The sequence below is a fragment of the Chelativorans alearensis genome (assembly GCF_010993735.1).
Taxonomy (GTDB): Bacteria; Pseudomonadota; Alphaproteobacteria; order Rhizobiales; family Rhizobiaceae; genus Chelativorans; species Chelativorans alearense.
Map to the genome: position 1 here is coordinate 109,362 of NZ_WQNI01000003.1, position 24,579 is coordinate 133,940.

Below are 24,579 nucleotides of genomic sequence, written 5' to 3' on the forward strand. Positions count from 1 at the left end.
CGGCCCCTCGAAACGAGACGGGCCGGAAATCGACGTGCAACGGGTTACGAAAATCCAGTTAAAGGGAGACGCAGTATGAAACCAAATCGGATTCTCGGCTTCGGCATCGCCACCGCGATGCTGGGCGCGCTGTCGGCCGGAACGGCGATGGCGCAGGAGCAGCAGTTCGTGTCCGTGGGCACGGGCGGCGTCACGGGCGTCTACTATCCGGTAGGCGGCGCCATCTGCCGGCTGATGAACCAGACCCGCCGCGAGCACGGCATCCGCTGCTCGGTCGAATCCACCGGTGGCTCGGTCTTCAACGTCAACGCCATCAAGGGCGGCGACCTGGAGTTCGGCGTCGTCCAGTCGGACGTGCAGTACAACGCCGCCAACGGCGAGGCGAACTTCGCCGAGGACGGCGCGCATGAGAACCTGCGCTCTGTCTTCTCGCTGCACCCCGAACCACTGACGGTCGTGGCGCGCGCCGATTCCGGTGTTGCCGCGTTCGACGATCTCAAGGGCAAGCGCGTCAACATCGGCAACCCCGGCTCCGGCCAGCGCGCGCTGATGGACCTTTTGATCGCTGAGAAGGGCTGGACGAATTCCGACTTCGCCCTTGCCGCCGAGCTCGCGCCGGCAGAGCAGAGCTCGGCGCTCTGCGACAACAACATCGACGCCTTCGCCTACACGGTCGGCCACCCGGCCGGCGCCATCGAGGAGGCGACCACCACCTGCGACAGCGTGATCGTGCCGGTCGAGGGCGAAGCTGTCGACAAGCTGGTCGAGGGCAACCCCTACTACTTCAAGGCGGTCATCCCCGGCGGCATGTATCGCGGCACCGATGAGGACGTGAATACCTTCGGCGTCGGCGCCACCGTCGTCACCTCGGCCGACGTGCCGGAAGACGTCGTCTACACCTTCGTCTCGTCGGTGTTTGACAATTTCGACGACTTCAAAAGCCTGCATCCGGCGCTTGCCAACCTGACGCCCGAGCAGATGGTGGGCCAAGGCAATTCCGCGCCGATGCATCCGGGCGCGGAGAAGTACTACCAGGAAAAGGGCTGGCTCAACTAAGCAGCCTTGGCAACAAGGGCGCTCCCTCCGGGGCGCCCTTTTTCGCTTCGCCGGATTGGGGGCGCGCAAGAACGATAACTGTCTCGAGGGGGACAACGAATGGCTGACGACACCAAGGGCGCCACGGGCGCGCAAACGCAGCTTTCCGGTGATGAACTGCAGGATCTCGTCGCTTCTACCGATACGGGCGCGCGCGATCCTGCCGGAACCTCGGGCACTATCATTGCAGCCGTGGCGCTCTGCTGGTCGCTCTTCCAGCTCTACATCGCCTCGCCGCTGCCCTACATGCTGTCGAGCCTGACGGGGTTCGGCCTCGTCCTCAACGACGCGCAGACGCGCGCCATCCACCTGGCCTTCGGCCTCTTCCTTGCCTACATGGCATTCCCGGCGTTCCCCCGCAGCCCGCGCGACCGCATTCCCAAGCTTGACTGGGTGCTGGCGCTGCTGGCGGCGGCCTGCGCGCTTTATGTCTTCGTTTTCTATCGCGACCTTGCCCGCCGGCCCGGCCTGCCCATAACCCAGGATTTGATCGTCGCCGGCATGGGCATGGTGCTCCTCATGGAAGCCACCCGCCGTGCGCTCGGCCCCCCGCTGATGATCGTGGCGATCGTCTTCCTCGCCTATGTCTTCTTCGGCTCCTCGACCCTGGTTCCGGACATCATCCGTTGGGGCGGCGCCTCCTTCCCGCGCGCAATGGACCAGATGTGGCTCTCGCCCAACGGCGTGTTCGGCGTTGCGCTCGGTGTCTCGTCGGCCTTCGTCTTCCTGTTCGTGCTGTTCGGCTCGATGCTCGACCGGGCGGGTGCAGGCAATTTCTTCATCAAGCTCGCCTTCGCGTTGCTCGGCCATCTGCGTGGCGGGCCTGCCAAGGCGGCCGTCCTCGCTTCGATGATGACAGGCCTCATCTCCGGCTCCTCCATCGCCAACGTCGTCACCACCGGCACCTTCACCATCCCCCTCATGAAGAGAGTCGGCTTCAGCCCGGAGCGCGCCGGCTCCGTCGAGGTGGCAAGTTCCGTCAACGGCCAGATCATGCCGCCCGTCATGGGCGCGGCCGCCTTCCTGATGGTCGAATATGTCGGCATCCCCTACCTCCAGGTCATCAAGCACGCCTTCCTGCCGGCGGTGATCTCCTACATCGCCCTTCTCTACGTGGTGCATCTGGAAGCGGTGAAGAACGACATGCCGATGTTGCCAAAGCGCCAGACGCATCCGGTAACGATCGCACTGCTGCGCGCCGGCATCACCATCGCCTCGATCCTCATCCTCGCCGGCGTCATCTATTACGGCATCGGCTTCGTGCGCTGGCTGATCCCCGGCATTTCCGGGCCGGTGCTTATCCTGGCTATGCTCGGCGTCTATGTGGGGCTCGTCTGGTTTGCCGCCCGCGCGCCCGACCTGGAACTTGACGACCCGAACGCTCCGGTCGTCGAACTGCCGATCCCGGTGGATGTCCTGAAGACCGGCCTGCACTATCTCTTACCCCTCGTCGTCCTCATCTGGTTCCTGATGATCGAGCGGTCCTCGCCCGGCCTGTCGGCCTTCTACGCGGTGCTCTTGCTCATCTTCATCATCCTCACCCAGAAGCCGATGAAGGCCGTTTTCCGGGGACTGCAGCTGCCCGAGCAGCGCGCCGCCTTCGCCGAGGGCTTTTCCGATCTCATCGCCGGCCTGATCACCGGCGCGCGCAATATGATCGGTATCGCCTGTGCCACCGCCGCCGCCGGTATCATCGTCGGCACGGTCACGCTGACGGGTATCGGCCAGGTGATGGCCGAATTCGTGGAGTTCCTATCGGGCGGCAACATCTTCCTGATCCTCGTCTTCACCGCGCTCATCAGCCTGGTGCTTGGCATGGGCCTGCCGACGACGGCGAACTACATCGTCGTCTCCTCGCTCATGGCGCCGGTTATCGTGCAACTGGGTGCAGCCAACGGCGTTTTGATCCCGCTCATCGCCGCCCACATGTTCGTCTTCTATTTCGGCATCATGGCCGACGTGACACCGCCGGTGGGGCTTGCCTCGTTCGCCGCCGCCGCGGTCTCGGGAGGCGACCCGCTGAAGACTGGCTTTACGGCCTTCTTTTACTCGCTGAGGACGGTGCTGCTCCCCTTCATCTTCGTCTTCAACACCGACCTACTCCTGATCGACGTCGGCTTCCTCGGCGCCATCTGGGTGTTCTGCCTGGCAACGGTGGCGATGCTTATCTTCGCCGCCGCCACTCAAGGCTTCTTCATGGTGAAGTCGCGCATGTGGGAGTCGGCCGCCCTGCTGCTCGTCACCTTCATGCTCTTGCGGCCGGGCTTCTTCCTCGACCTCGTGCAGCCGCCATTCGACCAGGTGGAGCCGCAGCGGATCTTCGAGGTGGTCGAGGGCGAGCCGGACGACGCGCAGGTGCGTCTCGTCATTCGCGGTCCTGACTTCGACAACCCCGACCAGATGCTGGAGCGCACAATGGCCTTCAGCCTGGGCGAGGCAGGTGCCAGCGGCGAAGAGCGCTTCGAGGAGGCCATCGGCCTGCCCGTGCGCATCGAGAACGGCACCACCATCCTGGACGAGCCGCTCGATATGAACAGCCTCGCCGGCCGGACGTTGTCGAACATGGACTTCTATGCCGAAGAGCCGGTGCAGATCACCGCCGTGGAAGTGACCGCCGAGCGCATGCCGCGCCAGGTGTTCTACATCCCGGCACTTCTCATCCTGGCGCTTGTGGCCTTCCTGCAGCGCCGTCGCGGGGGCACCCTGGCCGGCAATCCGAAGCCGAAACCGGCCGCCGCGTGAGGAGATAGATCATGTACAAGGACATTCTCGTTTCCATCGATCTCGGCCATGCCGAAAGCGAGGTGCGCACGCTCCAGACGGCCGTCGACTATGCCCGCAACTTCGGCAGCCGCCTGCACGTGATGACGGTGGTGCCCGACTACGGCATGTCCATCGTCGGCGGCTTCTTTCCCAAGGAGCACGAGCAGGAGGCCATCGACCACGCCAACGAGGCGCTGCACAAGTTCACCAAGGAGCACGTGCCCGCCGACATCAAGTACCGCCACATCGTCGGCCACGGCTCGATTTACCGCGAGATCCTGCGCTATGCGGGCATCGTCAAGGCCGATCTCATCGTGCTCTCGGCGATGCGGCCGGGCCCCGAGGACTACCTCATAGGCCCCAACGCCGCCCGCGTCGTCCGCCATGCCGGGATTTCGGTGCTGGTGGTACGGTAGGGGCAAGCCCCTACCGTATTCCTTCCGTCCTAAACGGCATCGAGCCGCGTCCAGGCCGCGTTGGCCTGCGAGGAGGCCACGCAGGCGTGGATGAAGCGCATGCCGTCCAGCCCGTCCTTCACCGTCGGCAGCACCAGGCCCTCCGGCTTTGCTCCACCGCGTAGCGCACCGATTGCGCCTGCGGCTTCCGTATAGAGCGTGGCGAAGGCTTCCAGATAACCCTCCGGGTGGCCGCCCGGAATGCGGGTGACACCGGCTGCCGCCTCGTTCGCCCCGGCGCCGCCGCGCGTGATCAGCCGCTTCGGCTCACCCAGAGGTGTGTACCAGAGGTAGTTCGGGTCGGCCTGCACCCATTCAAGCCCGCCCTTGGTGCCGTAGACCCTGAGCTTCAGCCCGTTCTCGTTGCCCGGCGCCACCTGGCTCACCCAGATCGTGCCTTTGGCCTGCCGCCCGTCCCTGGCGCCGAAGCGCAGCATGACATGGGCGTTGTCGTCGAGCCGCCGGCCGGAGACGAAGCTGTCGAGGTCGGCGGCAACACTCTCCGCCTTCAGGCCCGTCACGAACGTGGCGAGCTGATAGGCATGGGTGCCGATATCGCCGATGGCCCCACCGGCGCCGGAGCGCGCCGGGTCGGTGCGCCACGAGGCCTGCTTCTGGCCCGTCTCCTCGATCGGCTCGGCCAGCCAGTCCTGCGGGTATTCGGCCTGCACCAGCACGATCTCGCCCAACGTGCCCTCGCTCACCATCTGCCGCGCCTGGCGGATCATCGGATAGCCGGAGTAGTTGTGGGTGAGCACGAAGAGCTTGCCGCTCTTCTCCACCGCCTGCACCAGCGCCTTGGCGTCCTCGAGGCTCGACGTCAGCGGCTTGTCGCAGATGACGTGGATGCCGGCCTCCAGGAAAACCTTCGCCGCCGGATAGTGCATGTGGTTGGGCGTTACGATGCTGACGGCCTCGATGCCGTCCTCGCGCGCGGCCTCCTTTTGCGCCATCTCCTCGAAGCTGCCGTAGGAGCGGTCCGGATCGAGGCCGAGCTCGGCGGCCGACGCCTTCGCCCGCTCGGGATCGGACGACAGCGCGCCGGCGAGGAGCGTGTAGTGCCCGTCGAGCCGGGCGGCCATGCGATGCACGGCGCCAATGAACGCGCCCTGGCCGCCGCCCACCATGCCGAGGCGGATGGTGCTTGCGGCGGATGTACTTGCGGATGCGGAAACCATGTCTGCCTCCCTTATTGCGAAATGCCGAGCATCTTCCTGAGCTTGGCCGTGTCGGTCTCACCACCGGCGAAATCGTCGAACGCCTTCTCGGTGACTTGGATGATGTGATCGGCGATGAACGGCGCGCCTTCCGCCGCCCCCTGCTCGGGATGCTTCAGTGCGCACTCCCATTCGAGCACCGCCCAGGAGTCGTAGTCGTACTGGGCGAGCTTCGAGAAGATGCCGACGAAATCCACCTGCCCGTCGCCGAGTGAGCGGAAGCGGCCGGCGCGGTTCACCCAGCCCTGATAGCCCGAATAGACGCCCTGGCGCCCGTCTGGATTGAACTCGGCATCCTTCACGTGGAAGGCGGAGATGCGCTCGTGGTAGATGTCGATGAAGGCGAGGTAGTCGAGCTGTTGCAGCAGGAAGTGCGAGGGATCGTAGTTGATCATGCAGCGCTTGTGGCCGCCGACCTTCTCCAGAAACATCTCGAAGGTGGCGCCGTCGAACAGGTCCTCGCCCGGATGCAACTCGTAGGCGACGTCAACACCGGAATCCTCATAGGCATCGAGGATCGGGTTCCAGCGGCGGGCAAGCTCGCCGAAGGCCTCGTCGATCAGCCCTTCCGGGCGCTGCGGCCAGGGATAGAGATAGGGGAAGGCGAGCGCGCCGCTAAAGGAAACGCTCACGTCGAGCCCCAGATTCCGCGAGGCTTTTGCCCCGAACTTCATCTGCTCCACGGCCCATTCCTGGCGGGCCTTGGGATTGTTATGGACGCTTTCCGGCGCGAAGCCATCGAAGGGGATGTCGTATGCGGGATGGACGGCGACAAGCTGCCCCTGCAAATGCGTCGAAAGCTCGGTGATCTCGACACCGGCCTCAGTGCAGATGCCTTTCACCTCGTCGCAGTAATCCTTCGATTCGGCTGCCTTTTTAACGTCGAACAGCCGTCCGTCCCAGCTTGGAATCTGGATACCCTTGTAGCCGTGGCCGGCGGCCCAGCGGGCGATGTTCGGCAGCGTGTTGAACGGTGCCTCGTCGCCTGCGAACTGTGCCAGAAAGATCGCTGGTCCCTTCATCGTCTTAGGCATTTCAACCTCCCTTCTGAGATGCGCTGTCGCGCGAATAGCGGATATAGGCAAAGGCACCCGCATCGGGCGCCCAGCAGGGCACGTTGATCGAGCCCTGCCCGCCGAAGAGCTCGACCACGGTGCGGCAATTGCCGCCCTCGGCGTCCATCAGCCGCAGCTCCACATCGTGGTCGCGCGGATGGCCTTCGACGCCCGGCCCATAAGACAGATAGAGCACGGTGCGGCCGTCGGGCGCGGGATGGGGAAACCAGTTCACCCGCTCGTCGTCGGTCATCTGCTCCAGTCCGCTGCCATCGGTGCGGATGCGCCAGAGCTGCATGGTGCCGCTGCGGCTCGAATTGAACCAGATCCACTCGCCATCGGGCGCGTAGTCGGGGCCGTCGTTGTGGCCTCTACCATCGGTCAGCCGGGTTTCGGCCCCGCCCTCGAGATCGATCGTGTAGATGTCGAAGGCCTCGCCACGTTTGGCCGTGTAGGCAAGGCGCTTTCCGTCGGGCGACCAGCCGTGCCACCAGGAGGGCACCTGCTCTGTCACGCGGCGGGGTGTGCCGCCCTCGATGGGCAGTGTGTAGATGCAGGAAACGCCAGTCTCGGTCTTGTCGCTGATGGCGAGCATGGTGCCGTCGGGCGAAATGCCGTGGTCGTTGTTGCAGTTGACGGCGAAGCCGGTATCGATCCGCCGCGGCGTGGCGCCCTCGGCGATATCGAGCCGGTAGAGAAGGCCGCCGCCGTTGAAGACGAGGAAGCGGCCGTCGGGTGACCAGTTCGGCGCTTCGATCATGTCTTCTGTCTTATATAAGACATTACTCTGCCCGGTCCGGCAATCGTAGACCTCCAGAAAACTAGCCATCAGCCAGGCTCCGGAACATAGGTGAAGCGGGTGAAGTCGGCGGGAAGCGCGCTGCCACTCGTATCGAAGCACATCATGCCGACAAAGGCGCCGGTGAACGAGGCGTGCTCGCCGCGCCCACCCTCGTCGGAGATCACGCTGGCGTCGAGCACAGGGCCAACGGCCTGCCAGTCGCCGCCGGTTTTGTAGAAGAACTGCAGCTCCGCTTCCTTCACCTCGGCGGCAAGGCTCACTGGCCCTTCCGCCGGCAGCGGGATCGGCGCCTCCAGCGGGAATTTGAGACGCCCGTCCGGCCATTCGCCAGGGCAGCTCAGGATGGTGAGCGAACGGCCGGCCGTCTCATGCCAGGTCAGGCCAAGGAAATGGAATTTGTGGCGGTTGTAATAGGCGGTGAGGCCGGCGGCCTGCTGGTAGGTGGTCGGGCGGAAGTCGAGCTGCGTTTCCGCACGGTAATGCCAATGCTCCTGCCGGCGTGCGACCAGCGCCTGCTCGAACCAACTGCCGATGGATTCGCGGCCTATGAGCCTGAGCGCGGTGCCGGTGAGGGTGAAGATGCGTTCGGGCTGCGGCGTGCGCAGCCACTGGAACTCGTCCGGCAGGCTGTCGCCGTCGAAGACGCGTTCGACCGCCTTCGGTGGCGACGGTTCGACATCGAAGGGGGCGGGAACGCGCACCTCCGGCACCGGGTTCCCGCTCTGCGGATAGAGCCAGCCATCCTCCTTCCACACGCATTTCTGGATCGCCGTCTCGCGGCCGAGCGGGGAACGGCGAATGCCGGGAAGCGGGCGCGAGCACAGATGCGTGTGATAGACCGCCCCGTCCGGGGTCTCCACCACCTGGCCGTGGCCGGAGCGCTGCAATTCAGCGTCCGGCGCGTCCTTGGAGGTGAAGAGATGGGTGTCCGGATGCAGCTCGTAAGGACCGTCGATCTTGCGCGAGCGCGCCATGGTGACGGCGTGGCCGTAGCCGGTGCCGCCCTCGGCCACCGTCATATAGTACCAACCGTCGCGCTTGAAGAGGTGCGGCCCCTCGACGAGGCCGTGCTCGCTCCCGGCGAAGACATTCTTGACCTCGCCGACGAGCTTGCCCGCCTTGGGGTCGAACTCTTGGAGCAGGATGCCTGCGAAGGCGGGGTGCTTGGGGCTGCCGCCGATGGAGTTGGAGCGGTGGTTCCACACCATGTTGAGGAACCATTTGCGGCCGTCGTCATCGTGGAAGAGCGAGGGGTCGAAGCCGGAGGAATTCACATAAACGGGGTCGGACCACGGCCCCTCGATGGAAGGCGCGGTGACGATGTAGTTGTGCGCGTCCTTGAAATTGCCGTCGAGGCGTTTGACGTCCGTGTAGACCAGCCAGAACAGCCCGTCGGCATGGGAAAGGCACGGCGCCCAGATGCCGCCGGAATCGGGATTGCCGCGCATGTCGAGCTGGCTGGCGCGCTCCAGCGGGCGCTTGATAAGGCGCCAGTTCACGAGATCGCGGGAATGGTGGATCTGAACGCCCGGATACCACTCGAAGGTGGAGGTGGCGATGTAATAGTCCTCGCCCACCCTGCAGATGGACGGGTCGGGATTGAAGCCGGGCAGGATGGGATTGACGATCATTTCCTTGGGGGTCCCTTGCGCTCGGCCGACGCCGCCCACAGGTTGATGTCGGCCTCGCGGGCGTATTTGTCGATCTCGGCCAGCTCCTCTTGCGTGAAATCCGGATTGTCGAGCGCCCGCACGCAGTCTTCCACCTGCTCGGGCCGGCTGGCGCCGATCAGCGCCGTGGTCACCCGCCCGCCGCGCAGGACCCATGCAAGGGCCATCTGCGCCAGTGTTTGCCCGCGGCGCTTGGCGATGTCGTTCAAGGCCGAGATGTTGGAAATAGTCTTCTCGTTGAGGAATTCCTGTCTGAGCGATTTGCCCTGCGCGGCGCGGCTCTCCTCGGGGATGCCGCCGAGATACTTGTCCGTCAGCATGCCTTGCGCCAGCGGCGAGAAGACGATGGAGCCGATGCCGAGATCATCCAGCGTGTCGAGCAGCTTGTCCTCCTCCACCCAGCGGTTGATCATGGAGTAGCTCGGCTGGTGGATGAGGCAGGGTGTGCCGAGCTCCTTGAGGATGGCGGCGGCCTCGCGCGTGCGCTCAGAATTGTAGGAGGAGATGCCGGCGTAGAGCGCGCGGCCCGAGCGCACGATGTGGTCGAGCGCCATCATGGTCTCCTCGAGCGGCGTGTCCGGATCGAAGCGGTGGGAATAGAAGATGTCGACATAGTCGAGGCCAAGCCGCTTAAGGCTCTGGTCGCAGCTCGCCACCAGATATTTGCGGCTGCCCCATTCCCCGTAAGGACCGGGCCACATGCCGTAGCCGGCCTTGGAGGAGATGATGAGCTGGTCACGGTAGCCGGCGAAATCTTCACGCAGAATCTGGCCGAAGGCCTCCTCCGCCGTGCCGGGCGGAGGGCCGTAATTGTTGGCGAGGTCGAAATGGGTGATCCCCAGATCGAACGCCTTGCGGCAGATCGCCTGCTTCAACCCATGCGGACGGTCGTGGCCGAAATTGTGCCAAAGCCCGAGCGAGATCGCCGGCAGCTTCAGCCCGGATCGGCCGCAACGCCGGTAGTGCATTTTCTCGTAGCGGTTCTCGGCTGGCTGCCAGTTCATGCAAACTCCTTTTCCGCCAGCAATGCGCGCGCCGCCTCGACATCGAGGGCGGCGGGCCGCTCGCAGGTCGTCGTCAGGTCGACGAAGCCGCCGGTCTCGCCGGATTTCAGGATGGACGTCATCACGTCGATGGCGTGAAGCGACATCTCCAGCGAGCAGCGGTGCGGGCGGCCTTCCAGGATGCCGATGGCCATGTCCGCAAGGCCGGCGGCGCGATAGTTGGCCAGTCCCTTGCCGTCCTTGCCTTCCTGGTTGGCGACGCCCAGCGGGTGCTCCCATTGCGGCTCGTCGACGATTTCCACCTCGTCGGTGACGACGAGGTCGCCGCCGAAAAAGTTGGGATCGGGAACGTGCAGCGAGCCCTTCTCGCCGTACAGCTCCATATTCGCGTGCTTATGATGCCAGACGTCCCAGCTCGCGCCCAGCGTGACGATGGCGCCGCTCGCAAACTCCATGATGGCGTGGATGGTGGTGGGCGTCTCGACGTCGATGTTCTCGCCCTTGCGCGGCTCCGACAGGATGACGCGTTCCTTTGTCGGGATGGAGGCCAGCGCGGCGACCCGCTTCACCGGGCCGATGAGCTGGATCAGGTTGGTGATGTAGTAGGGGCCGATGTCGAGCACGGGGCCGGCGCCGGACTTGAAGAAGAAGTCCGGGTTGGGATGCCAGTGCTCCATGCCGTGGCTCATCACGTGGCAGGTGCCGCTGACGACCTTGCCGATGGACCCGCTGTCGACGATATGGCGGGCGAGCTGATGCGCGCCGCCCAGGAATGTGTCGGGGGCAGAGCCCACGCGCACGCCTTTTTCGGCGGCGAGCGTGGCCAGCGCCTTGCCTTCCTCCACGGAGAGCACAAAGGGCTTTTCCGAATAGACGTGCTTGCCCGCCTCGATCGCCTTCTTCGACACCTCGTAGTGCGCGGCGGGGATCGTCAGGTTGACGACGATGTCGATGTCGTCGGCCTGAAGCAACCCATCCACCGTCTCCTGGCGCAGGTTGAACTCCTCGGCGCGCAGGCGCGCGGCCTCGGGATTCATATCGGCACAGGCGCGGATCTCGATGCCGCGGAAGAGCGGCGAAAGCCGCATATAGGCCGCGGAGATGTTGCCGCAGCCGATGACGCCTACTCCTAGTTTCTTGGACATGCTCAATACCTCGTTGACTTGACCGCTGGCGGGCCCCGCCCCACCAGCGGTCCAAATGCATCTTCTACCGTTTCAAAACTTGCTCGCGTTCTCGATCGATCGGCGCGCGAAGCGCTCGTGGTCGCTCGGCTTGTCGTGTTCCATGATGAAGAGCTCGGCCTTTGTCTTCCCCCGCACGGTGTCCATGATCGCTTTCCAGTCCATGGTGCCCGTGCCGACATCGGCCCAGCCGTCCTCGTCGGCATTCTCGCCCGCCGGCGCGATGTCCTTGACGTGGACGGCCGAGATGCGGTCACCATGGCTGTCGATCCAGGCGAGCGGGTCGGCGCCGCCGCGCACGATCCAGGCGATGTCGGCCTCCCAGGAAAGGTCCGGCCCGCCCTTGAAGATCTCGGCTTGGGGGATGGCGCCGTCCGGCAGCGCCCGGAACTCGAAGTCGTGGTTGTGCCAGCCGAAGACGAGGCCGGCCTTCACCAGTGGCTCACCCGCCTTCTGCAGCCGCTCGCCGAGGCGGGCATAGCCGGCGGCGTCCGCGGGGCGTTGGTCGGGAGCGAGAAACGGGCAATAGGCGGCCTTCATGCCCACGGTACGGGCGATCTCGATCGCCTTGTCCGGCTCATTTTCCAGCATGTCGAGCCCGAAATGGCCGGAAGCCATGACGAGGCCGGCCTCGGAGAGCGCCGACTTGAGGGCTGGGATGTCGCCGTAGACACCGCCGTAGCCTTCAACCTGAGCGTAGCCCAGGGACTTGAGCATCTTAAGGGTGTCGGGAAGGGGCGGGAACTCTCGGGAGGAATAGAGCTGGTAGGAAAAGCTGGTCATGAATCTCTCCACAATTCGGCGCCCCTGACGGACGCCCGGTTAATACCAACGGTCGCGTGTCGCCGTTCAGGCGGCGAAGGTCCCCCCATCGCCAATCATCATCTTCAAAGCCGCATTTCCGTCTCGGCGTCGAAAATGGACGCCCGCGCCGGATCGAAGCCGACCTTCACACGGTCGCCTTTCTTCAGCGGCGTCTGACCGTCGACGCGGAAGCGCAGTTCGTGGCCGTTGAGCTTCGACCACACGAGCGTGTCGGCACCCATGGGCTCGACGACGTCGACCTCCACGTTGGCCCTGAAGGGCTCGTCAACGGCAGCCTTATCCATGAAAATATGCTCCGGCCGGATGCCGAAGGTGACCGGACCGGGTTTCGGCCCGTTGCCGGAGAAGGCATAGCGGGAAAGGTCGACCTTCGTCTCGCCCGCCTTGAAGACAGGATCGCTCGCCGCCTCCAGTGTGCCGTCGATGAAGTTGATGCTGGGTGAGCCGATGAAGCCGGCGACGTATTTGTTGTAGGGCTTGTTGTAGATGGTGGCGGGATCGGCGAGCTGCTGGATGGCGCCGGCGCGCATGATGGCGATGCGGTCGGCGAGCGTCATGGCCTCGATCTGGTCGTGGGTGACGTAGATCATGGTGGTGTTCTCGAGCTCATGGTGCAGGCGCTTGATCTCCACGCGGAGTTCGGCCCTCAGCTTGGCGTCGAGGTTCGACAACGGTTCGTCGAACAGGAAGACGTCCACATCCCGCACAAGCGCCCGGCCGATGGCCACACGCTGGCGCTGACCGCCCGAAAGCTGCGCCGGCTTGCGCTTCAAGAGCGGCTCGATGTGCAGGAGTTGGGCGGCGCGGGCGATGCGTTTCTTGATCTCATCCCTCGGCACGCGGGCGTTCTTCAGGCCGAAGGCGAGGTTTCCTTCCACCGTCATCTGCGGGTAGAGCGCGTAGGACTGGAACACCATGCCGATGCCGCGGTCCTTCGGCTGCTCCCAGGTGACGTTGTGCTCGCTGATGAAGATCTGCCCGTCGGTGATGTCGAGAAGGCCGGCGATGCAGTTGAGCAGCGTGGACTTGCCACAGCCCGACGAGCCGAGGAGCACCAGGAACTCGCCCTTCTCGATGTCGAGGTTCAAGTTCTGCAGAACCTTCACGTCGCCGAAGCTGAGGTCGAGATTCCTAACCGAGACACTGGCCATGGCTTATCCCTTCACGGCGCCGGCAGCGATGCCGCGCACAAACAGTTTTCCGGAGACGAAATAGACGACCAGGGGGACGAGCCCCGTCAGGAGCGTGGCCGCCATATTCACGTTGTACTCCTTAACCCCCTGGACGGAGTTGACGATGTTGTTGAGTTGAACTGTCATCGGATAGATATCCGGTTTGGTGTAGACGACACCGAACAGGAAGTCGTTCCAGATGCCGGTCACCTGCAAAATCATGGCGACGACGAAGATCGGCAGGCTCATCGGCAGCATGATCTTGAAGTAGATGCCCCAGAAGCCGGCCCCATCGACGCGCGCGGCCTTGAACAATTCTTCAGGCACCGACGTGAAATAGTTACGGAACAGCAGCGTCAGGATCGGCATCCCGAACACGGAGTGCACGAGAACGAGGCCGGTCAGCGTGCCGTAAATGCCCATCTCGCGCAGGATGATGACGATCGGGTAGAGCATCACCTGATAGGGGATGAACGCGCCGACGATAAGGATGGTGAAGAAGAGATTTGCACCCTTGAAGCGCCAATTCGCCAACGCATATCCGTTCACCGAGGCGATGGCGATAGACAGGACAACAGACGGAATGGTGATCCTGACCGAGTTCCAGAAGCCGCGTGACAGGCCGTCGCAGTTGAGCCCGGTGCAGGCGGTCGCCCAGGCTTTCACCCACGGCTCGAAGGTGATCTCCACAGGTGGTGAGAAGACGTTGCCGAGGCGGATTTCCGGCATGCCTTTCAAGGACGTGACGATCATCACGTAGAGCGGCAGCAGATAATAGACCGCGACGACAAAGAGCGTGCCGTAAAGAATGATGTTGCGGCGGGAGAGCACACGGCGCGGGCGGGCGCCACGCGGCCCCTCCAGCGCACGGGAGTGGCTGCCGGCGGCTGCATCGGTATGGTCGATCAAACCTGCTTCAGCCATGACGCTTCCCCTTTCCGCCGAATTCGAGATAGGCCCAGGGCACGACGACGATGATGACGGTCAAGAGCATCATCGTTGAGGCGGCGAAGCCCTGGCCGAGGTTCTGACTGAGGAACATCATGTCGTAGACGTATTTCGCGGGCACCTCCGAGGCGATGCCGGGGCCACCGCCGGTCTGGGCGACGACGAGGTCGTAGACCTTGACGATGCCGGTGGCGACGATGACGAGCGCGGTGATCAGCACCGGCCGCATCATCGGAATGACGATGAAGAGATAGGTTTTCCACATCGGGATGCCGTCAATGCGCGCCGCTTTCCAGATGTCTTCGTCGATGCCTCGCAGTCCCGCGAGCATCAGGCACATCACGAGGCCCGTTCCCTGCCAGAGCGCCGCGATCAGAATGCCGTATATGACGATGTCTGCGTTATACAGAGGATCGAAGTTGAAGCCATCGAAACCGAGGCTACGGACGACGCTCTGCACCCCAAAGTCTGGATTCAGCAGCCACTGCCAGATGAGCCCTGTAACAATGAAGGAGAGCGCGAAGGGGTAGAGGAAAATCGTCCTGAAGGTGTCTTCGAAGCGGATCTTCTGATCGAGCAGCGCCGCCAGAAGGAAACCGATGACCATGCTGAAGATCAGCGACAGAACGCCGAAGATCGCCAGATTTTCTATCGAGATCAGCCAGCGGTTGGTATCCCAAAGTCGCTCGTATTGATCGAAGCCCACCCAGCGCATGCGTGGCAAGAGCTTGGAGTTGGTGAAGGAGTAAACGACGGTCCAGATCGTGCCGCCGAGGAAGACCACGACGGCAGTTAGGATCATCGGGATCGATGCGATCTTCGCGTTGAGGTTCCGAAAAAGTTGGCTCGGACGTGCGGACGGCATGCGACGTCTCCCCCGGTGTGCCGATTGTATTTGAAGGGCCGCCGGAGCGAGTGTCCGGCGGCCAATCCGATCACCGCGTCTTCACTCGGCGCTGGCGATGATCTCGGCGAAACGCGCCTGCGCGTCCTCGGGGGTGATGTTCTTGTCGCTGAAGAACTCGGTCATCAGCCCTTCGATCTGCGTGTTGGTGTCGGGGGTGATGAGCTGGTTGACCGAGGTGACGACGCCCCCTTCGAGCAGGATATCCAGCCCCTTCTTCATGCAGTCGTTGGCCGCGTTGAGGTCGACATCCTTGCGGATCGGCAGCGAACCTTTCTTGAGGTTGAACGCAACCTGCGTCGTGGCGTTGAACATGACGGAGGCCAGGTCCTCCTGCGCCTTGCTCTGCTCCTCGTCGTCGAGAACGGGGAAGTAGAACGCATCGCCGTCGGTCGAGATGATCTCGTTGACCCCGAGCCCCGGCAGGCAGGTGTAGTCTTCGCCCGCGACCTCGCCGGCGACCTGGAACTCGCCCTGCGCCCAGTCACCCATGATCTGCCCGCCTGCCTGGTCGGTGATCACCATGTTCGTGGCCTGGTTCCAGTCTTGCACGTTGGAGCCCTCGGCCATCTCCCGGGCATCGGCGGCGGCGGCGAATATCTTGGCCACTTCCGGCCCCGCGGCGACCTCGGCATCCTTGTCCTGGTAGACCTTGAGGGTCAGATCCTTGCCGCCCAACGCGTTCATGAGCACGTCGAAGGCGCCCTTCCGTTGCCAGGGCTGTCCGCCCATCGCCAGCGGGACCTTGCCCGCCTCGCGCAGCTTCGGCGCAGCGGCGACGAACTCGTCCCAGTTGGTCGGAACCGGGATGCCTGCGTCCTCGAACGCCTTGTTCGACAGCCAGAGCCACTGCCAGGAGTGGATGTTGATCGGCACGCAATAGATCTTGCCGTCGAGCGTGCAGCTCTCGAGCAGCGACGGCGCGGCGATCACGTCCCTCCAGCCCTCGGCTTCGGCAAGGTCGGTCAGGTCGCGCACGAGTCCCGCCTCGACCAGTTCCTCGGCCTGCCGGCCATGGTTGAACTGCGTCGCCCCCATCGGATCGCCGCCGGTGATGCGGCTGATCATGATCGGCCGGGCCGTGCTGCCGCCGCCCGCGATGGCGCCGTCGACCCATTTGTGGCCGCTGGCATCGAATGCCTTGGCGAATTCGGCCACGGCCGCGGCCTCGCCGCCGGATGTCCACCAGTGGGTGACTTCAAGATCGGTGGCGGACGCGGCGGTGGCGGCGCCCAGGAATGTGGATGCGGTCAGCAATGCTTTGAAAGGCTTCATTTCTTTTCCTCCCGTTCGGGTGTCCAGGGCGGACCCGAAACCAAACACATCGGCCTCCACGCCGATGTAATCGATTGAAACCGCTTGATCCTGCGCTTTGTAATCGATTACATGCTAGCTTGATTTGCAGCGGCAGGGGTGTCAACCCTTTTTCCCATGTGAACAGATTATTTTTTTCGTGATTCGGATGAAATAGGGAAATTGGAAAGAAAAACACCAAATATCCAAGATGTGGCCCGGCTTGCGGGCGTGTCGACCGCGACCGTCAGCCGGGCGATCAGCACCCCTTCCGTGGTCTCCGAGGCGACGCGCGAGGCGGTCTTCGATGCCGTTCGCCGCACCGGCTACCAGATCAACATGACGGCGCGGAATCTGAGGCGGCGGCGCACCGGCGCCATCGTCGTCATGGTGCCAGATCTCGGCAATCCCTTCTTCTCGCGTATCCTGGCCGGCATCGAGCACGTGGCGGCTCCGGCCGGCTTCTCCGTACTGATCGTCGACACCAAGCAACCGCATGCCGAGGAAGGGCAGCTCTTCACCTACCTCCATAACACGCGCGCCGACGGCCTGATCTCGCTCGACGGCTCGCTGCCGCGCGCGCTTCTGGAGCGGCTGGACGGCTCCAACGGCCTGCCGCCAATCGTCTTCGCCTGCGAATGGATGGCCGGCGGCCTTTTCTCCAAGGTGGTGATCGACAACGCCGCCGGCGCGGCTATGGCCGTCCGCCATCTCCACCGCCTCGGCCACCGCCGCATCGGCCATGTGCGGGGGCCGCAGGGCAATGTGCTGACGAGCGCCCGGCTCAAGGGCACGCGCGCGGCCCTCAAGGAACTCGGCCTTCGGATCGTTCCTGAATGGTTCTTCGATGGCGATTTTTCGCTTCAGTCGGGGGCCGAGGCGGCACGGGCATGGCTGGCGCTTCAAGAGCGGCCGACAGCCGTCTTCTGCGCCAGCGACCAGATGGCCTGCGGCTTCATCTCGGAGCTGAGCATGGAGGGCTATTCGGTGCCGCGGGACGTCTCGGTGGTCGGCTTCGACGACATCGACATCGCCCGCCGCTTCATCCCGTCGCTGACGACGATCCACCAGCCGCGCAACGATATCGGCGCCGAGGCCGCCAAGCTGCTCATCGAGCGCATCGGCAACGGTAAGGCCGCCGCGCCCGCCGTGGAGGAGGTGCTGCCGGTGGAGCTGGTGGCCCGCGAGAGTTCCGGACCGGTCGTGCCGCACTAGGGCAATTCCAGGAAGTGGAAACCGGTTTTCCGTCCGGAATTGCGACAAGACAAGGAGTTAGACCAGTTCATCGATTCCCTGAAACGATGAACTGGTCTGAAAATTCACTGGAGTAGAGGGATCATGACGGACGAATTGAAGAAGATCGGCACGTTCGAGGGGCGCGACGTGTTTGAGGCGACGCTTGAAAGCGAGACGGGGGTCAGCATCGCCGTCATCGGCTATGGCGCGGTGATCCGCGACTGGCGGGTGCCGGTCGAGGGCGGCATGCGTTCCGTGGTGCTGGGGTTCGACCGTTTCGAGGATTATCCCGCCCACAGCCCCCATTTCGGTTCGATAGCCGGCCGCGTGGCGAACCGCATCGGCGGTGCGCGCTTCATCCTGAACGGCAGGGAATACAGGCTGCCGGCGAACGAGGGGCCGAACCATCTGCACGGCGGGCCGAAGGGGCTTGGCAGGCAGGTCTGGGATATGGCGCTTCTGCCCGATGAAGGGGGGGTGCGCCTTTCGCTGTCGAGCCCTGACGGCGAGATGGGCTATCCCGGCAAGCTCGACATCTCCGTCACCTACAGGCTTGCCGGTAACCGCCTGCGCATCGATTTTGCGGCAGATACCGACGCACCGACGCCGGTCAACATCGTCCAGCACAATTATTTCAACCTGATGGGTGAGGGCGATGTGCGTGACCATTTGCTCCAGGTCGCAGCCAACGCCTATACGGTGCCGGGAGACGACCTGATTCCCACCGGCGAGATCAGGCCTGTCGCCGACACGCATCTTGACCTTCGCAAGCCGCGCCCTCTGAAAGACGAGGCGGGAGAACCGGTCGCCTACGATAACAATCTGGTGCTCGACACCGGTCGCGATCTTTCCGCCCCGGTGGCAGTCGCCACCGCGCCGGACGGCTCGCTCACGCTGGCCTTGAAGACGGATCAGCCGGGCCTGCAGGTTTATACGGGTGGCATGATGAACATCCCTGTTCCGGGGCTCGGCGGGCGGCGCTACCCGCGCTTCGGCGGGCTCTGCCTGGAAGACCAGAATTTTCCCGATGCCATCAACAATCCGCATTTTCCGAGCCCGGTGGTAACGCCGGAGCGGCCGTATCGGCACTGGTGCGAGATCGAGATTGGGTGAAAAGTTTAGAACGATGAATTAATTCAGGTGGAGTCAGGTGCGTGCCTTCACCCTCGTCCGTCGACAGGCTCAGGATGAGGGTGAAGGCAAGGCGACGTTGCTGCAACCTTCGGCCTAGACGGATCGGTGCAAGCACCAGCCCTCATCCTGAGCTTGTCGAAGGACGGGGGCGCCCCGCCATCCACCCATCCGGCCCACTCAACCCTTCGAAAACACCACCGTCTTGTGCCCGTTGAGCATCACCCGGCTTTCCAGGTGCAGCTTCACCGCCCGCGCCAGCACCCGGCTTTCGATATCCCGCCCCGCCGCCACGAAGTCCTCCGCGCTCATGGCATGCGTGACCCTTTCCGTCTCCTGCTCGATGATCGGCCCCTCGTCGAGGTCCGGCGTCACGTAGTGCGCCGTGGCGCCGATGAGCTTCACCCCGCGCTCGTACGCCTGGTGGTAGGGCTTCGCCCCCTTGAAGCTCGGCAGGAAGGAGTGGTGGATGTTGATGATCTTGCCGAAGAGCCGGTTCGACAGCGCGTTGGAGAGCACCTGCATATAGCGGGCGAGGATGACGAGGTCGGCGCCCGTCTCCTTTACCAGCGCAAGCAGTCTCTCCTCCTGCTCGGCCTTGTTCTCCCTGGTCACGGGCCAGTGGTGATAGGGGATGCCCTCCGCCTCCGCCGTCGCCCGCGAATCCTCGTGGTTGGAGACGATGGCAACCACCTCGGCATCGAGCCAGCCGACGCGGATCTGATAGAGGAGGTGGAGAAGCGCGTGGTCGAACTTCGAGACCATGATGACGATCTTCGGCCGCCGCGAGCGGTTGGCGAGCGCCGTCTTCATGTCGAAGCGGGCGACGGCCGGCTCCAGCGCGCGGGCAATCGCATCGCGGTCCACGCCATCGGGCGCGGTAAACGAGATGCGCATGAAGAAGCGGTTGGTCTGCCGGTCCCAGAACTGGTTGGACTCGGCGATGTTGGCGCCGAGGGCGGCAAGCTCCGTGGTCACCGCGGCGACGATGCCCGGACGGTCCTCGCAGGAGAGATTGATGTCGAAGGTATTTTCGCTCATGGGCTGGTCTCGGCAGGTGCTGGAAGATGAGGGTTCAGGGTATTTATCCCCTATTGCGCCTCCAGCCAATCGCGGAAGCGGGAAACCGTCTCCCCGTCCGCCTCGACCTTGTGCCCGGCCTGCGGATAAGCGCCCGAGCGCACATCGTCGGCGAACTCGCGATAGGCGCCGATGCGCTCCGCCTGCAGGCGGGCGTACTCGGCAGCGAAGTTCCGGTAGGTCTTGGCATGCCGCGGCACGTGGCCCGTATTGGCGCCCAGCACGTCGTCGGAGAAGAGGTACTGCGCATGGCAGCCGGCGCCGGCGCCCATGGAGATCATGAAGAGGCCGGTGCGCCTGGAAATCTCGCTGGCGATCGCCTCCGGCACCACCTCGATCTCCGCCGCAAACGCCCCAGCCTCCTCCAGCGCCCTGACCTGCTTCCAGACGAGCTGCGCCGTCTCGAACGTCTTGCCCACGGCCTTGAAGCCGCCCGTCCACGTGGCCTTGGAGGGAATGAGGCCGACATGGCCGCACACGGGAATGCCTTCCCCGGCGAGCCGGCGGACGGTCTCCGTGCCTGCCGAGCAGTAGACCGCGTCCGCCCCTGCCTTATAGAGGCGGAAGGCCCAGCGGATGAAATCCTCTGCCGTGCCGATCTCGAAGAAGTTGTCACCGGGGACGGCGAAGACCGTGGGCGCGGCATCCCGAAAGGTGGGGTCGAGCATCAGGGAAGGTGGCACCGACACCATGTCGATCTCCGCCCGCTCGGCGGCCTCTGCTTCTTCCAGCGTTTCCACACGCAGCATGGCGAGCTGGCGCCGGCCGCGCAGCGCGCGCAGGTCGGCGACGGTCTTCCTGTTCGGCCTTTTCATGCCGGCACCCCTTTCAAAACCGTTTTCAGATTGACCGCCGGGTCCTTCAGCAGCGCGGGGTCCGGCCTGAGCCTCTTTTCCATGATCATCTCGGCGAGCCTGATGTCCTTGGCGACGGCATTGCCGCTCCCCACCCCGCTGGCCGAGACGAGGCGGCCGGCATCGTCGCGCTGGAACAGGATGAAGGCGCCGCCACCGAGATCGCGGCGGACATGGCCGAGCGACGGATCGGGCAGGCCCGCCACCTGCAAAGTGAGGTCGTACTGATCGGACCAGAACCAGGGCACGCGGGCATAAGCCTCCTCGCAGCCCAGCATGGCGCGGGCGGCATGCGCGCCCTGGTCCTGCGCACAGCGCCAGCTTTCCAGCCGCACACGCGCGCCGTTGAACGGGAAGGAGCAGCAGTCGCCGGCGGCGAAGATGTGAGGATCGCCGGTGGCGAGCCGACCGTCGACGACGATGCCGTTGGTGACCTCGAGCCCGGCCTCGGCGGCAAGCCGCGTCTCGGGTTCGGCGCCGACGCCGGCCACCACCATATCGGCCCCGATCGTGCGCCCGTCGGCAAGGGTGATGCCGTTGGTGCGCACTTCGGCCACACCCGTACCGAGGATCAGTTGGACGCCCTCCGCCAGGTGCCGCTCGGCCATCGCTTCGGCGATCTCCGCCGGCACGATGCGCGCCATCAGCCGCTCCGCCGCCTCCACCACGGTGACCTTCGCCCCAAGCTTGCGCGCGGTGGCGGCAAGCTCGAGGCCGATGAAGCCGCCGCCGATGATGGCGAGCCTGAGGCCCGGTCCGAGCGCGTCGAGAATGCCGCGCGCGTCATCGAGGCTGCGCAGGGTGAGTGCCGCCTCCATGCCGGGGAAGCGGCGGGCCCGCGCCCCGGTGGCGATCAGAAGCTTTTCATAGGGCAGGGCGCTGCCGTCCGAAAGCCGCACACGCCGTTCCGCGCGGTTGATGCTCTCCACACGGCTGCCGCGCATCAGTGCGATTTCGGCCTCCGCGTAGCGCGCCTCCTCGGCGATGATCTTCGGTGCCGTCGGCGCCGTCTTGGAAAGGGGCGGGCGCTCGTAGGGCAGGTGGGGCTCCGCGCCGATGAGCGCTATACCGCCTTCGTGCCCTGCCTCGCGCAGCGCGAAGGCGGCGCGCACGCCGCATTCGCCGGCGCCGATGATGAGGATGTCGCCCATGGCGCTTCAGCCCACGTCGATGAAGACGCGGCCGTCCTCGACCTTGACGGGATAGGTCTTCAGGTTGACGCAGACCGGGGCGCCCTTGGCCTCCCCCGTGCGGTAGTCGAAGCGGCCGTTATGCTTCGGGCACTCGATGATGTAGTCCATCACCAGCCCGTCCGCGAGAAGTGCGTGCTCGTGCGTGCAGATCCCGTCCGTGGCGAAGAAATCGTCATCCGGGCTGCGATAGATGGCGAAGGTCTTTCCGTCGTGGTCGAAGCGGATCAGGTCTTCCTCTTCCACATCGTCGACGGCACACGCGTCCACCCATTCGGACATGTCTTGCCTCCCTTGGTTGCGGGTTATTCGGCGGCCTGCGGCGCCACGTCGTGGAATTCGGCCCGGTAGGGCTTCGCCGTCGGCGGCAGCTCGCGCTTGATGAAGTAGTCCTCGTAGCGCAGCTGCCGCAGAAACGCCGGGAACATCTCGCGGTAGCCGTCGAGGATCGATGTGTTCGGCGCCGGCAGGTCGTGCTTGATCATTTCATGCAGCTTCGGCAGCGCGTGATAGGGCACCATGGGGAACATGTGGTGCTCCACGTGGTAGTTCATGTTCCAGTAGATGAAGCGGCTGACCGGGTTCATATGGACCGTGCGGCTGTTGAGCCGATGGTCGGTCACGTCCTCCGCGAGCCCGCCATGCTGCAGAAGCCCCGTCATCACATGGTGCCAGGCGCCATAAAGGCGCGGACCGCCAATGAGGAGGAACGGCAGGATTGAGCCGGTATAGACCGCGACTGCGGCGGTGGCGGCGTAGATCGCCACCCAGATACGGGCCACGAAGATCGCCTTCGGCTGCTCCTGTTCCGGAACGAAGGTCTTCTCCTCGGCGCTGATGATGCCGGCGGCGTTGCGCGCCATGTCGATGACGGCGTGCCAAACGTCGAGAATGCCGAAGAAATTGAGCGCCAGGCGCAGAAGGTCAGGCGGCCGCATGGCGACGATCTCCGGATCGCGGCCGACGATGATGGTGTCGGTGTGGTGCCGTGCGTGGCTCCAGCGCCACGTCACCGGGTTGCGCATCATGGTGAAGGAGGCGATTTGGTAGACGGCGTCGTTCATCCAGCGCGTCTTGAACGCGGTGCCGTGGCCGCATTCGTGCCAGCGGGAATCGCCGGCCGAGCCGTAGAGCACGCCATAGGCGAGGAAGAGGGGGATCGACCAGAGGGACGGCCACAGCCATGCGGCCGCGCCGGCAAAGACCGCCATGCCGCCGAGCCAGATGATGGTATCGCGTATGGCCGGCCCGTCGCTGCGCTTCATCAGCGCCTTCATCTCCTTGCGGGAGATGTCCGTGTGATACCATTCGGCCGAAGCAAGGCCGGTCTCGACGGCGCGGCTGGCATTCGGCCCGATAAGGCTGTAATCGCGTTTGGCCATCTCTCTGGCACCTCCTCCGATGGCCTTGATGCTACGCATAGGCTTGAGAGTCCTCAAGCGGCATGCAATTTTTTCTATCATTTTCTATCAAATAATGATTAGATTTCCTGATAGATCCTTATCAAGGGGAGGTTTCGATGGGGCGGCGTCCGACCATCGCCGATCTGGCAAGGAAGGCCGGCGTCAGCGTCGCCACCGTCGACCGGGTCCTGAACGGCCGCCACCGCGTCCGCGAGGAGACGGCGCGCCGTGTCTACGAGGCGGCGAGCGAGATCGGCTATCACGCCGCCGCCCTTATCCACCAGCGCATCACCGCCGACCTGCCGAGGATGAACTTCGCCTTCCTTCTGCAAAAGGAGGCGCAACCTTTCTACCAGGCATTCGGCAAGGCCCTGCAGGAGGCGGCCGAGGCGACGACCGGCGTGCGCGTCAACGCGCATATCGAGTATGTGAAAAACCAGACGCCGGCGGAGGTGGCGGAGCGGCTGGAGGCGCTCGGCCAGCGCGCTCAGGCGGTCGCCGCCACCAGTCTTGACCATCACACTGTGACGCAGGCCGTTGAGGCATTGAAGACCGAGGGCAAGCCCGTCTTCTCGCTGCTGTCGGATTTCGCCCAGGGCGTGCGCGAAAGCTATGTGGGCTTGAACAATCTCAAGGTCGGGCGCATGGCCGCCTGGCTCATCTCGCGCACCGCGCCGCGCCCCGGCAAGGTGGCGGTTTTCGTCGGCAGTCACCGCTGGCATGGGCACGAACTGCGTGAAACCGGCTTCCGCAGCTACTTTCGTGAATACGCGCCGCAATTCGATATCCTGGAGACGCTGGTCAATCTGGAGACGCGGCAAGTCACCTACGAGGCGACGCTGAACCTTATGGACCGGTACCCCGACATCGTCGGCTTCTACGTCGCCGGCGGCGGCATGGAAGGCGCCATCGCGGCGCTCCGCGACGAGCCGCCGGATCCGTTGCCCTCGGTCGTCGTCAACGAACTGACGCAGGATTCGGCCGCCGCCCTTCAGGATCACCAGATCGTCGCCGCCATCGCCACGCCGCTTCCCGCCCTTTGCCGTGCGCTGCTGGACCACATGGCAAGCGCGGTGCGCGAAGGGCCGTCGGAGACCCCGGGCCAGCTTTTCCTGACGCCGGCGCTACATGTGCCGGAAAGCATATGATCCCCACTGCCTCTGTCGCCCATTGCTGGGCGCATGATGCCTAATGAGATGTTGTAGATAAGAATCTATCATAAATGATGGATTTTCCCGCAGGATTGCGTTGACCGCCTGTGGGCGGCTATTCATCCTCTTGCTCCAAGGCGGCCGCCT

Annotated in this window: 22 protein-coding genes; 6 read left to right on the plus strand and 16 right to left on the minus strand. The window is 64.4% G+C overall.

Going from position 1 to position 24,579, the window contains the following annotated elements; all coding sequences use genetic code 11:
- Window positions 1-75: 75 nt before the first annotated feature.
- The 3 genes from GPJ75_RS05865 to GPJ75_RS05875 all read left to right on the plus strand — a co-directional run bounded on the left by GPJ75_RS05865 (window position 76) and on the right by GPJ75_RS05875 (window position 4,274).
- Window positions 76-1,056, plus strand: a complete 981-nt coding sequence (locus GPJ75_RS05865; RefSeq protein ID WP_163266080.1) for a TAXI family TRAP transporter solute-binding subunit — start codon at window positions 76-78, stop codon at window positions 1,054-1,056.
- A 99-nt stretch (window positions 1,057-1,155) separates the two neighbouring features.
- Window positions 1,156-3,837, plus strand: a complete 2,682-nt coding sequence (locus tag GPJ75_RS05870) for a TRAP transporter permease (protein WP_163266082.1) — start codon at window positions 1,156-1,158, stop codon at window positions 3,835-3,837.
- 11 nt (window positions 3,838-3,848) lie between these two features.
- Window positions 3,849-4,274: a universal stress protein gene (locus tag GPJ75_RS05875; protein WP_163266084.1), complete on the plus strand. Its 426-nt coding sequence runs from the start codon at window positions 3,849-3,851 to the stop codon at window positions 4,272-4,274.
- 29 nt (window positions 4,275-4,303) lie between these two features.
- Here the strand turns inward: GPJ75_RS05875 and GPJ75_RS05880 are convergent, their stop codons facing one another.
- The 11 genes from GPJ75_RS05880 to GPJ75_RS05930 form a co-directional block, all read right to left on the minus strand.
- Entirely contained in the window at window positions 4,304-5,491 is a 1,188-nt protein-coding gene (locus tag GPJ75_RS05880; protein ID WP_163266086.1) for a Gfo/Idh/MocA family protein, read from the minus strand.
- Between the two features lie 11 nt (window positions 5,492-5,502).
- Entirely contained in the window at window positions 5,503-6,564 is a 1,062-nt protein-coding gene (locus GPJ75_RS05885) for a sugar phosphate isomerase/epimerase family protein (protein ID WP_163266088.1), read from the minus strand.
- Between the two features lies 1 nt (window position 6,565).
- Entirely contained in the window at window positions 6,566-7,414 is an 849-nt protein-coding gene (locus tag GPJ75_RS05890) for a TolB family protein (protein WP_163266090.1), read from the minus strand.
- Entirely contained in the window at window positions 7,414-9,018 is a 1,605-nt protein-coding gene (locus GPJ75_RS05895; protein WP_163266092.1) for a glycoside hydrolase family 43 protein, read from the minus strand. The genes GPJ75_RS05890 and GPJ75_RS05895 overlap by 1 nt, the downstream gene beginning before the upstream one ends.
- The gene (gene mgrA / locus GPJ75_RS05900) at window positions 9,015-10,061 is read right to left on the minus strand and encodes an L-glyceraldehyde 3-phosphate reductase (RefSeq protein WP_163266094.1); all 1,047 of its coding nucleotides are present in this window, start codon (window positions 10,059-10,061) and stop codon (window positions 9,015-9,017) included. Before mgrA ends, GPJ75_RS05895 begins: the two co-directional genes overlap by 4 nt.
- Window positions 10,058-11,206, minus strand: a complete 1,149-nt coding sequence (locus GPJ75_RS05905; protein WP_163266096.1) for a Gfo/Idh/MocA family protein — start codon at window positions 11,204-11,206, stop codon at window positions 10,058-10,060. Before GPJ75_RS05905 ends, mgrA begins: the two co-directional genes overlap by 4 nt.
- Before the next feature lie 72 nt (window positions 11,207-11,278).
- Window positions 11,279-12,028 (minus strand): sugar phosphate isomerase/epimerase family protein, encoded by a 750-nt coding sequence (locus GPJ75_RS05910; protein ID WP_163266098.1) that lies wholly within the window; start codon window positions 12,026-12,028, stop codon window positions 11,279-11,281.
- A gap of 104 nt (window positions 12,029-12,132) precedes the next feature.
- A complete protein-coding gene (locus tag GPJ75_RS05915) occupies window positions 12,133-13,221 on the minus strand; it encodes an ABC transporter ATP-binding protein (RefSeq protein WP_163266101.1) in 1,089 nt (362 codons plus the stop codon).
- A 3-nt stretch (window positions 13,222-13,224) separates the two neighbouring features.
- Window positions 13,225-14,166 (minus strand): carbohydrate ABC transporter permease, encoded by a 942-nt coding sequence (locus tag GPJ75_RS05920; RefSeq protein ID WP_163266103.1) that lies wholly within the window; start codon window positions 14,164-14,166, stop codon window positions 13,225-13,227.
- Complete coding sequence (locus GPJ75_RS05925; RefSeq protein WP_163266105.1) at window positions 14,159-15,055, minus strand: carbohydrate ABC transporter permease; 897 nt, start codon at window positions 15,053-15,055, stop codon at window positions 14,159-14,161. The genes GPJ75_RS05920 and GPJ75_RS05925 overlap by 8 nt, the downstream gene beginning before the upstream one ends.
- Window positions 15,056-15,136: 81 nt before the next feature.
- A complete protein-coding gene (locus GPJ75_RS05930; protein ID WP_163266107.1) occupies window positions 15,137-16,369 on the minus strand; it encodes an ABC transporter substrate-binding protein in 1,233 nt (410 codons plus the stop codon).
- Between the two features lie 231 nt (window positions 16,370-16,600).
- Between GPJ75_RS05930 and GPJ75_RS05935 the strand changes: the two genes are divergently transcribed.
- Both GPJ75_RS05935 and GPJ75_RS05940 read left to right on the plus strand, forming a co-directional pair.
- Window positions 16,601-17,602 (plus strand): LacI family DNA-binding transcriptional regulator, encoded by a 1,002-nt coding sequence (locus GPJ75_RS05935; RefSeq protein ID WP_281354751.1) that lies wholly within the window; start codon window positions 16,601-16,603, stop codon window positions 17,600-17,602.
- Between the two features lie 123 nt (window positions 17,603-17,725).
- Window positions 17,726-18,736, plus strand: a complete 1,011-nt coding sequence (locus GPJ75_RS05940; protein WP_163266111.1) for an aldose epimerase family protein — start codon at window positions 17,726-17,728, stop codon at window positions 18,734-18,736.
- Window positions 18,737-18,934: 198 nt separating this feature from the next.
- Here GPJ75_RS05940 and purU read toward each other — a convergent pair whose 3' ends face one another.
- Genes purU through GPJ75_RS05965 form a run of 5 tightly spaced genes read right to left on the minus strand, consistent with a single transcriptional unit; the run spans window position 18,935 to window position 23,260 of the window.
- Window positions 18,935-19,795, minus strand: a complete 861-nt coding sequence (gene purU / locus GPJ75_RS05945) for a formyltetrahydrofolate deformylase (RefSeq protein WP_163266113.1) — start codon at window positions 19,793-19,795, stop codon at window positions 18,935-18,937.
- A 50-nt stretch (window positions 19,796-19,845) separates the two neighbouring features.
- Window positions 19,846-20,649 carry a 3-methyl-2-oxobutanoate hydroxymethyltransferase gene (locus GPJ75_RS05950; RefSeq protein WP_163266115.1) on the minus strand — a complete coding sequence of 268 codons (804 nt, stop codon included), beginning with the start codon at window positions 20,647-20,649 and terminating at the stop codon, window positions 19,846-19,848.
- Complete coding sequence (locus tag GPJ75_RS05955) at window positions 20,646-21,839, minus strand: NAD(P)/FAD-dependent oxidoreductase (protein WP_163266117.1); 1,194 nt, start codon at window positions 21,837-21,839, stop codon at window positions 20,646-20,648. Before GPJ75_RS05955 ends, GPJ75_RS05950 begins: the two co-directional genes overlap by 4 nt.
- A 6-nt stretch (window positions 21,840-21,845) precedes the next feature.
- Window positions 21,846-22,160 carry a MocE family 2Fe-2S type ferredoxin gene (locus tag GPJ75_RS05960; protein WP_163266119.1) on the minus strand — a complete coding sequence of 105 codons (315 nt, stop codon included), beginning with the start codon at window positions 22,158-22,160 and terminating at the stop codon, window positions 21,846-21,848.
- 23 nt (window positions 22,161-22,183) lie between these two features.
- Window positions 22,184-23,260 carry a fatty acid desaturase family protein gene (locus GPJ75_RS05965; RefSeq protein ID WP_163266121.1) on the minus strand — a complete coding sequence of 359 codons (1,077 nt, stop codon included), beginning with the start codon at window positions 23,258-23,260 and terminating at the stop codon, window positions 22,184-22,186.
- 137 nt (window positions 23,261-23,397) lie between these two features.
- On the opposite strand from GPJ75_RS05965, the gene GPJ75_RS05970 reads away from it, so the two are divergent.
- Window positions 23,398-24,429: a LacI family DNA-binding transcriptional regulator gene (locus GPJ75_RS05970; protein ID WP_163266123.1), complete on the plus strand. Its 1,032-nt coding sequence runs from the start codon at window positions 23,398-23,400 to the stop codon at window positions 24,427-24,429.
- Window positions 24,430-24,579: the final 150 nt, after the last annotated feature.

Bases quoted from the DNA above. Each gene is read 5' to 3' on its own strand.
- GPJ75_RS05865 (WP_163266080.1), top strand. From the start codon at position 76: ATGAAACCAAATCGGATTCTCGGCTTCGGCATCGCCACCGCGATGCTG.
- GPJ75_RS05870 (WP_163266082.1), top strand. From the start codon at position 1,156: ATGGCTGACGACACCAAGGGCGCCACGGGCGCGCAAACGCAGCTTTCC.
- GPJ75_RS05875 (WP_163266084.1), top strand. From the start codon at position 3,849: ATGTACAAGGACATTCTCGTTTCCATCGATCTCGGCCATGCCGAAAGC.
- GPJ75_RS05880 (WP_163266086.1), bottom strand. From the start codon at position 5,491: ATGGTTTCCGCATCCGCAAGTACATCCGCCGCAAGCACCATCCGCCTC.
- GPJ75_RS05885 (WP_163266088.1), bottom strand. From the start codon at position 6,564: ATGCCTAAGACGATGAAGGGACCAGCGATCTTTCTGGCACAGTTCGCA.
- GPJ75_RS05890 (WP_163266090.1), bottom strand. From the start codon at position 7,414: ATGGCTAGTTTTCTGGAGGTCTACGATTGCCGGACCGGGCAGAGTAAT.
- GPJ75_RS05895 (WP_163266092.1), bottom strand. From the start codon at position 9,018: ATGATCGTCAATCCCATCCTGCCCGGCTTCAATCCCGACCCGTCCATC.
- mgrA (WP_163266094.1), bottom strand. From the start codon at position 10,061: ATGAACTGGCAGCCAGCCGAGAACCGCTACGAGAAAATGCACTACCGG.
- GPJ75_RS05905 (WP_163266096.1), bottom strand. From the start codon at position 11,206: ATGTCCAAGAAACTAGGAGTAGGCGTCATCGGCTGCGGCAACATCTCC.
- GPJ75_RS05910 (WP_163266098.1), bottom strand. From the start codon at position 12,028: ATGACCAGCTTTTCCTACCAGCTCTATTCCTCCCGAGAGTTCCCGCCC.
- GPJ75_RS05915 (WP_163266101.1), bottom strand. From the start codon at position 13,221: ATGGCCAGTGTCTCGGTTAGGAATCTCGACCTCAGCTTCGGCGACGTG.
- GPJ75_RS05920 (WP_163266103.1), bottom strand. From the start codon at position 14,166: ATGGCTGAAGCAGGTTTGATCGACCATACCGATGCAGCCGCCGGCAGC.
- GPJ75_RS05925 (WP_163266105.1), bottom strand. From the start codon at position 15,055: ATGCCGTCCGCACGTCCGAGCCAACTTTTTCGGAACCTCAACGCGAAG.
- GPJ75_RS05930 (WP_163266107.1), bottom strand. From the start codon at position 16,369: ATGAAGCCTTTCAAAGCATTGCTGACCGCATCCACATTCCTGGGCGCC.
- GPJ75_RS05940 (WP_163266111.1), top strand. From the start codon at position 17,726: ATGACGGACGAATTGAAGAAGATCGGCACGTTCGAGGGGCGCGACGTG.
- purU (WP_163266113.1), bottom strand. From the start codon at position 19,795: ATGAGCGAAAATACCTTCGACATCAATCTCTCCTGCGAGGACCGTCCG.
- GPJ75_RS05950 (WP_163266115.1), bottom strand. From the start codon at position 20,649: ATGAAAAGGCCGAACAGGAAGACCGTCGCCGACCTGCGCGCGCTGCGC.
- GPJ75_RS05955 (WP_163266117.1), bottom strand. From the start codon at position 21,839: ATGGGCGACATCCTCATCATCGGCGCCGGCGAATGCGGCGTGCGCGCC.
- GPJ75_RS05960 (WP_163266119.1), bottom strand. From the start codon at position 22,160: ATGTCCGAATGGGTGGACGCGTGTGCCGTCGACGATGTGGAAGAGGAA.
- GPJ75_RS05965 (WP_163266121.1), bottom strand. From the start codon at position 23,260: ATGGCCAAACGCGATTACAGCCTTATCGGGCCGAATGCCAGCCGCGCC.
- GPJ75_RS05970 (WP_163266123.1), top strand. From the start codon at position 23,398: ATGGGGCGGCGTCCGACCATCGCCGATCTGGCAAGGAAGGCCGGCGTC.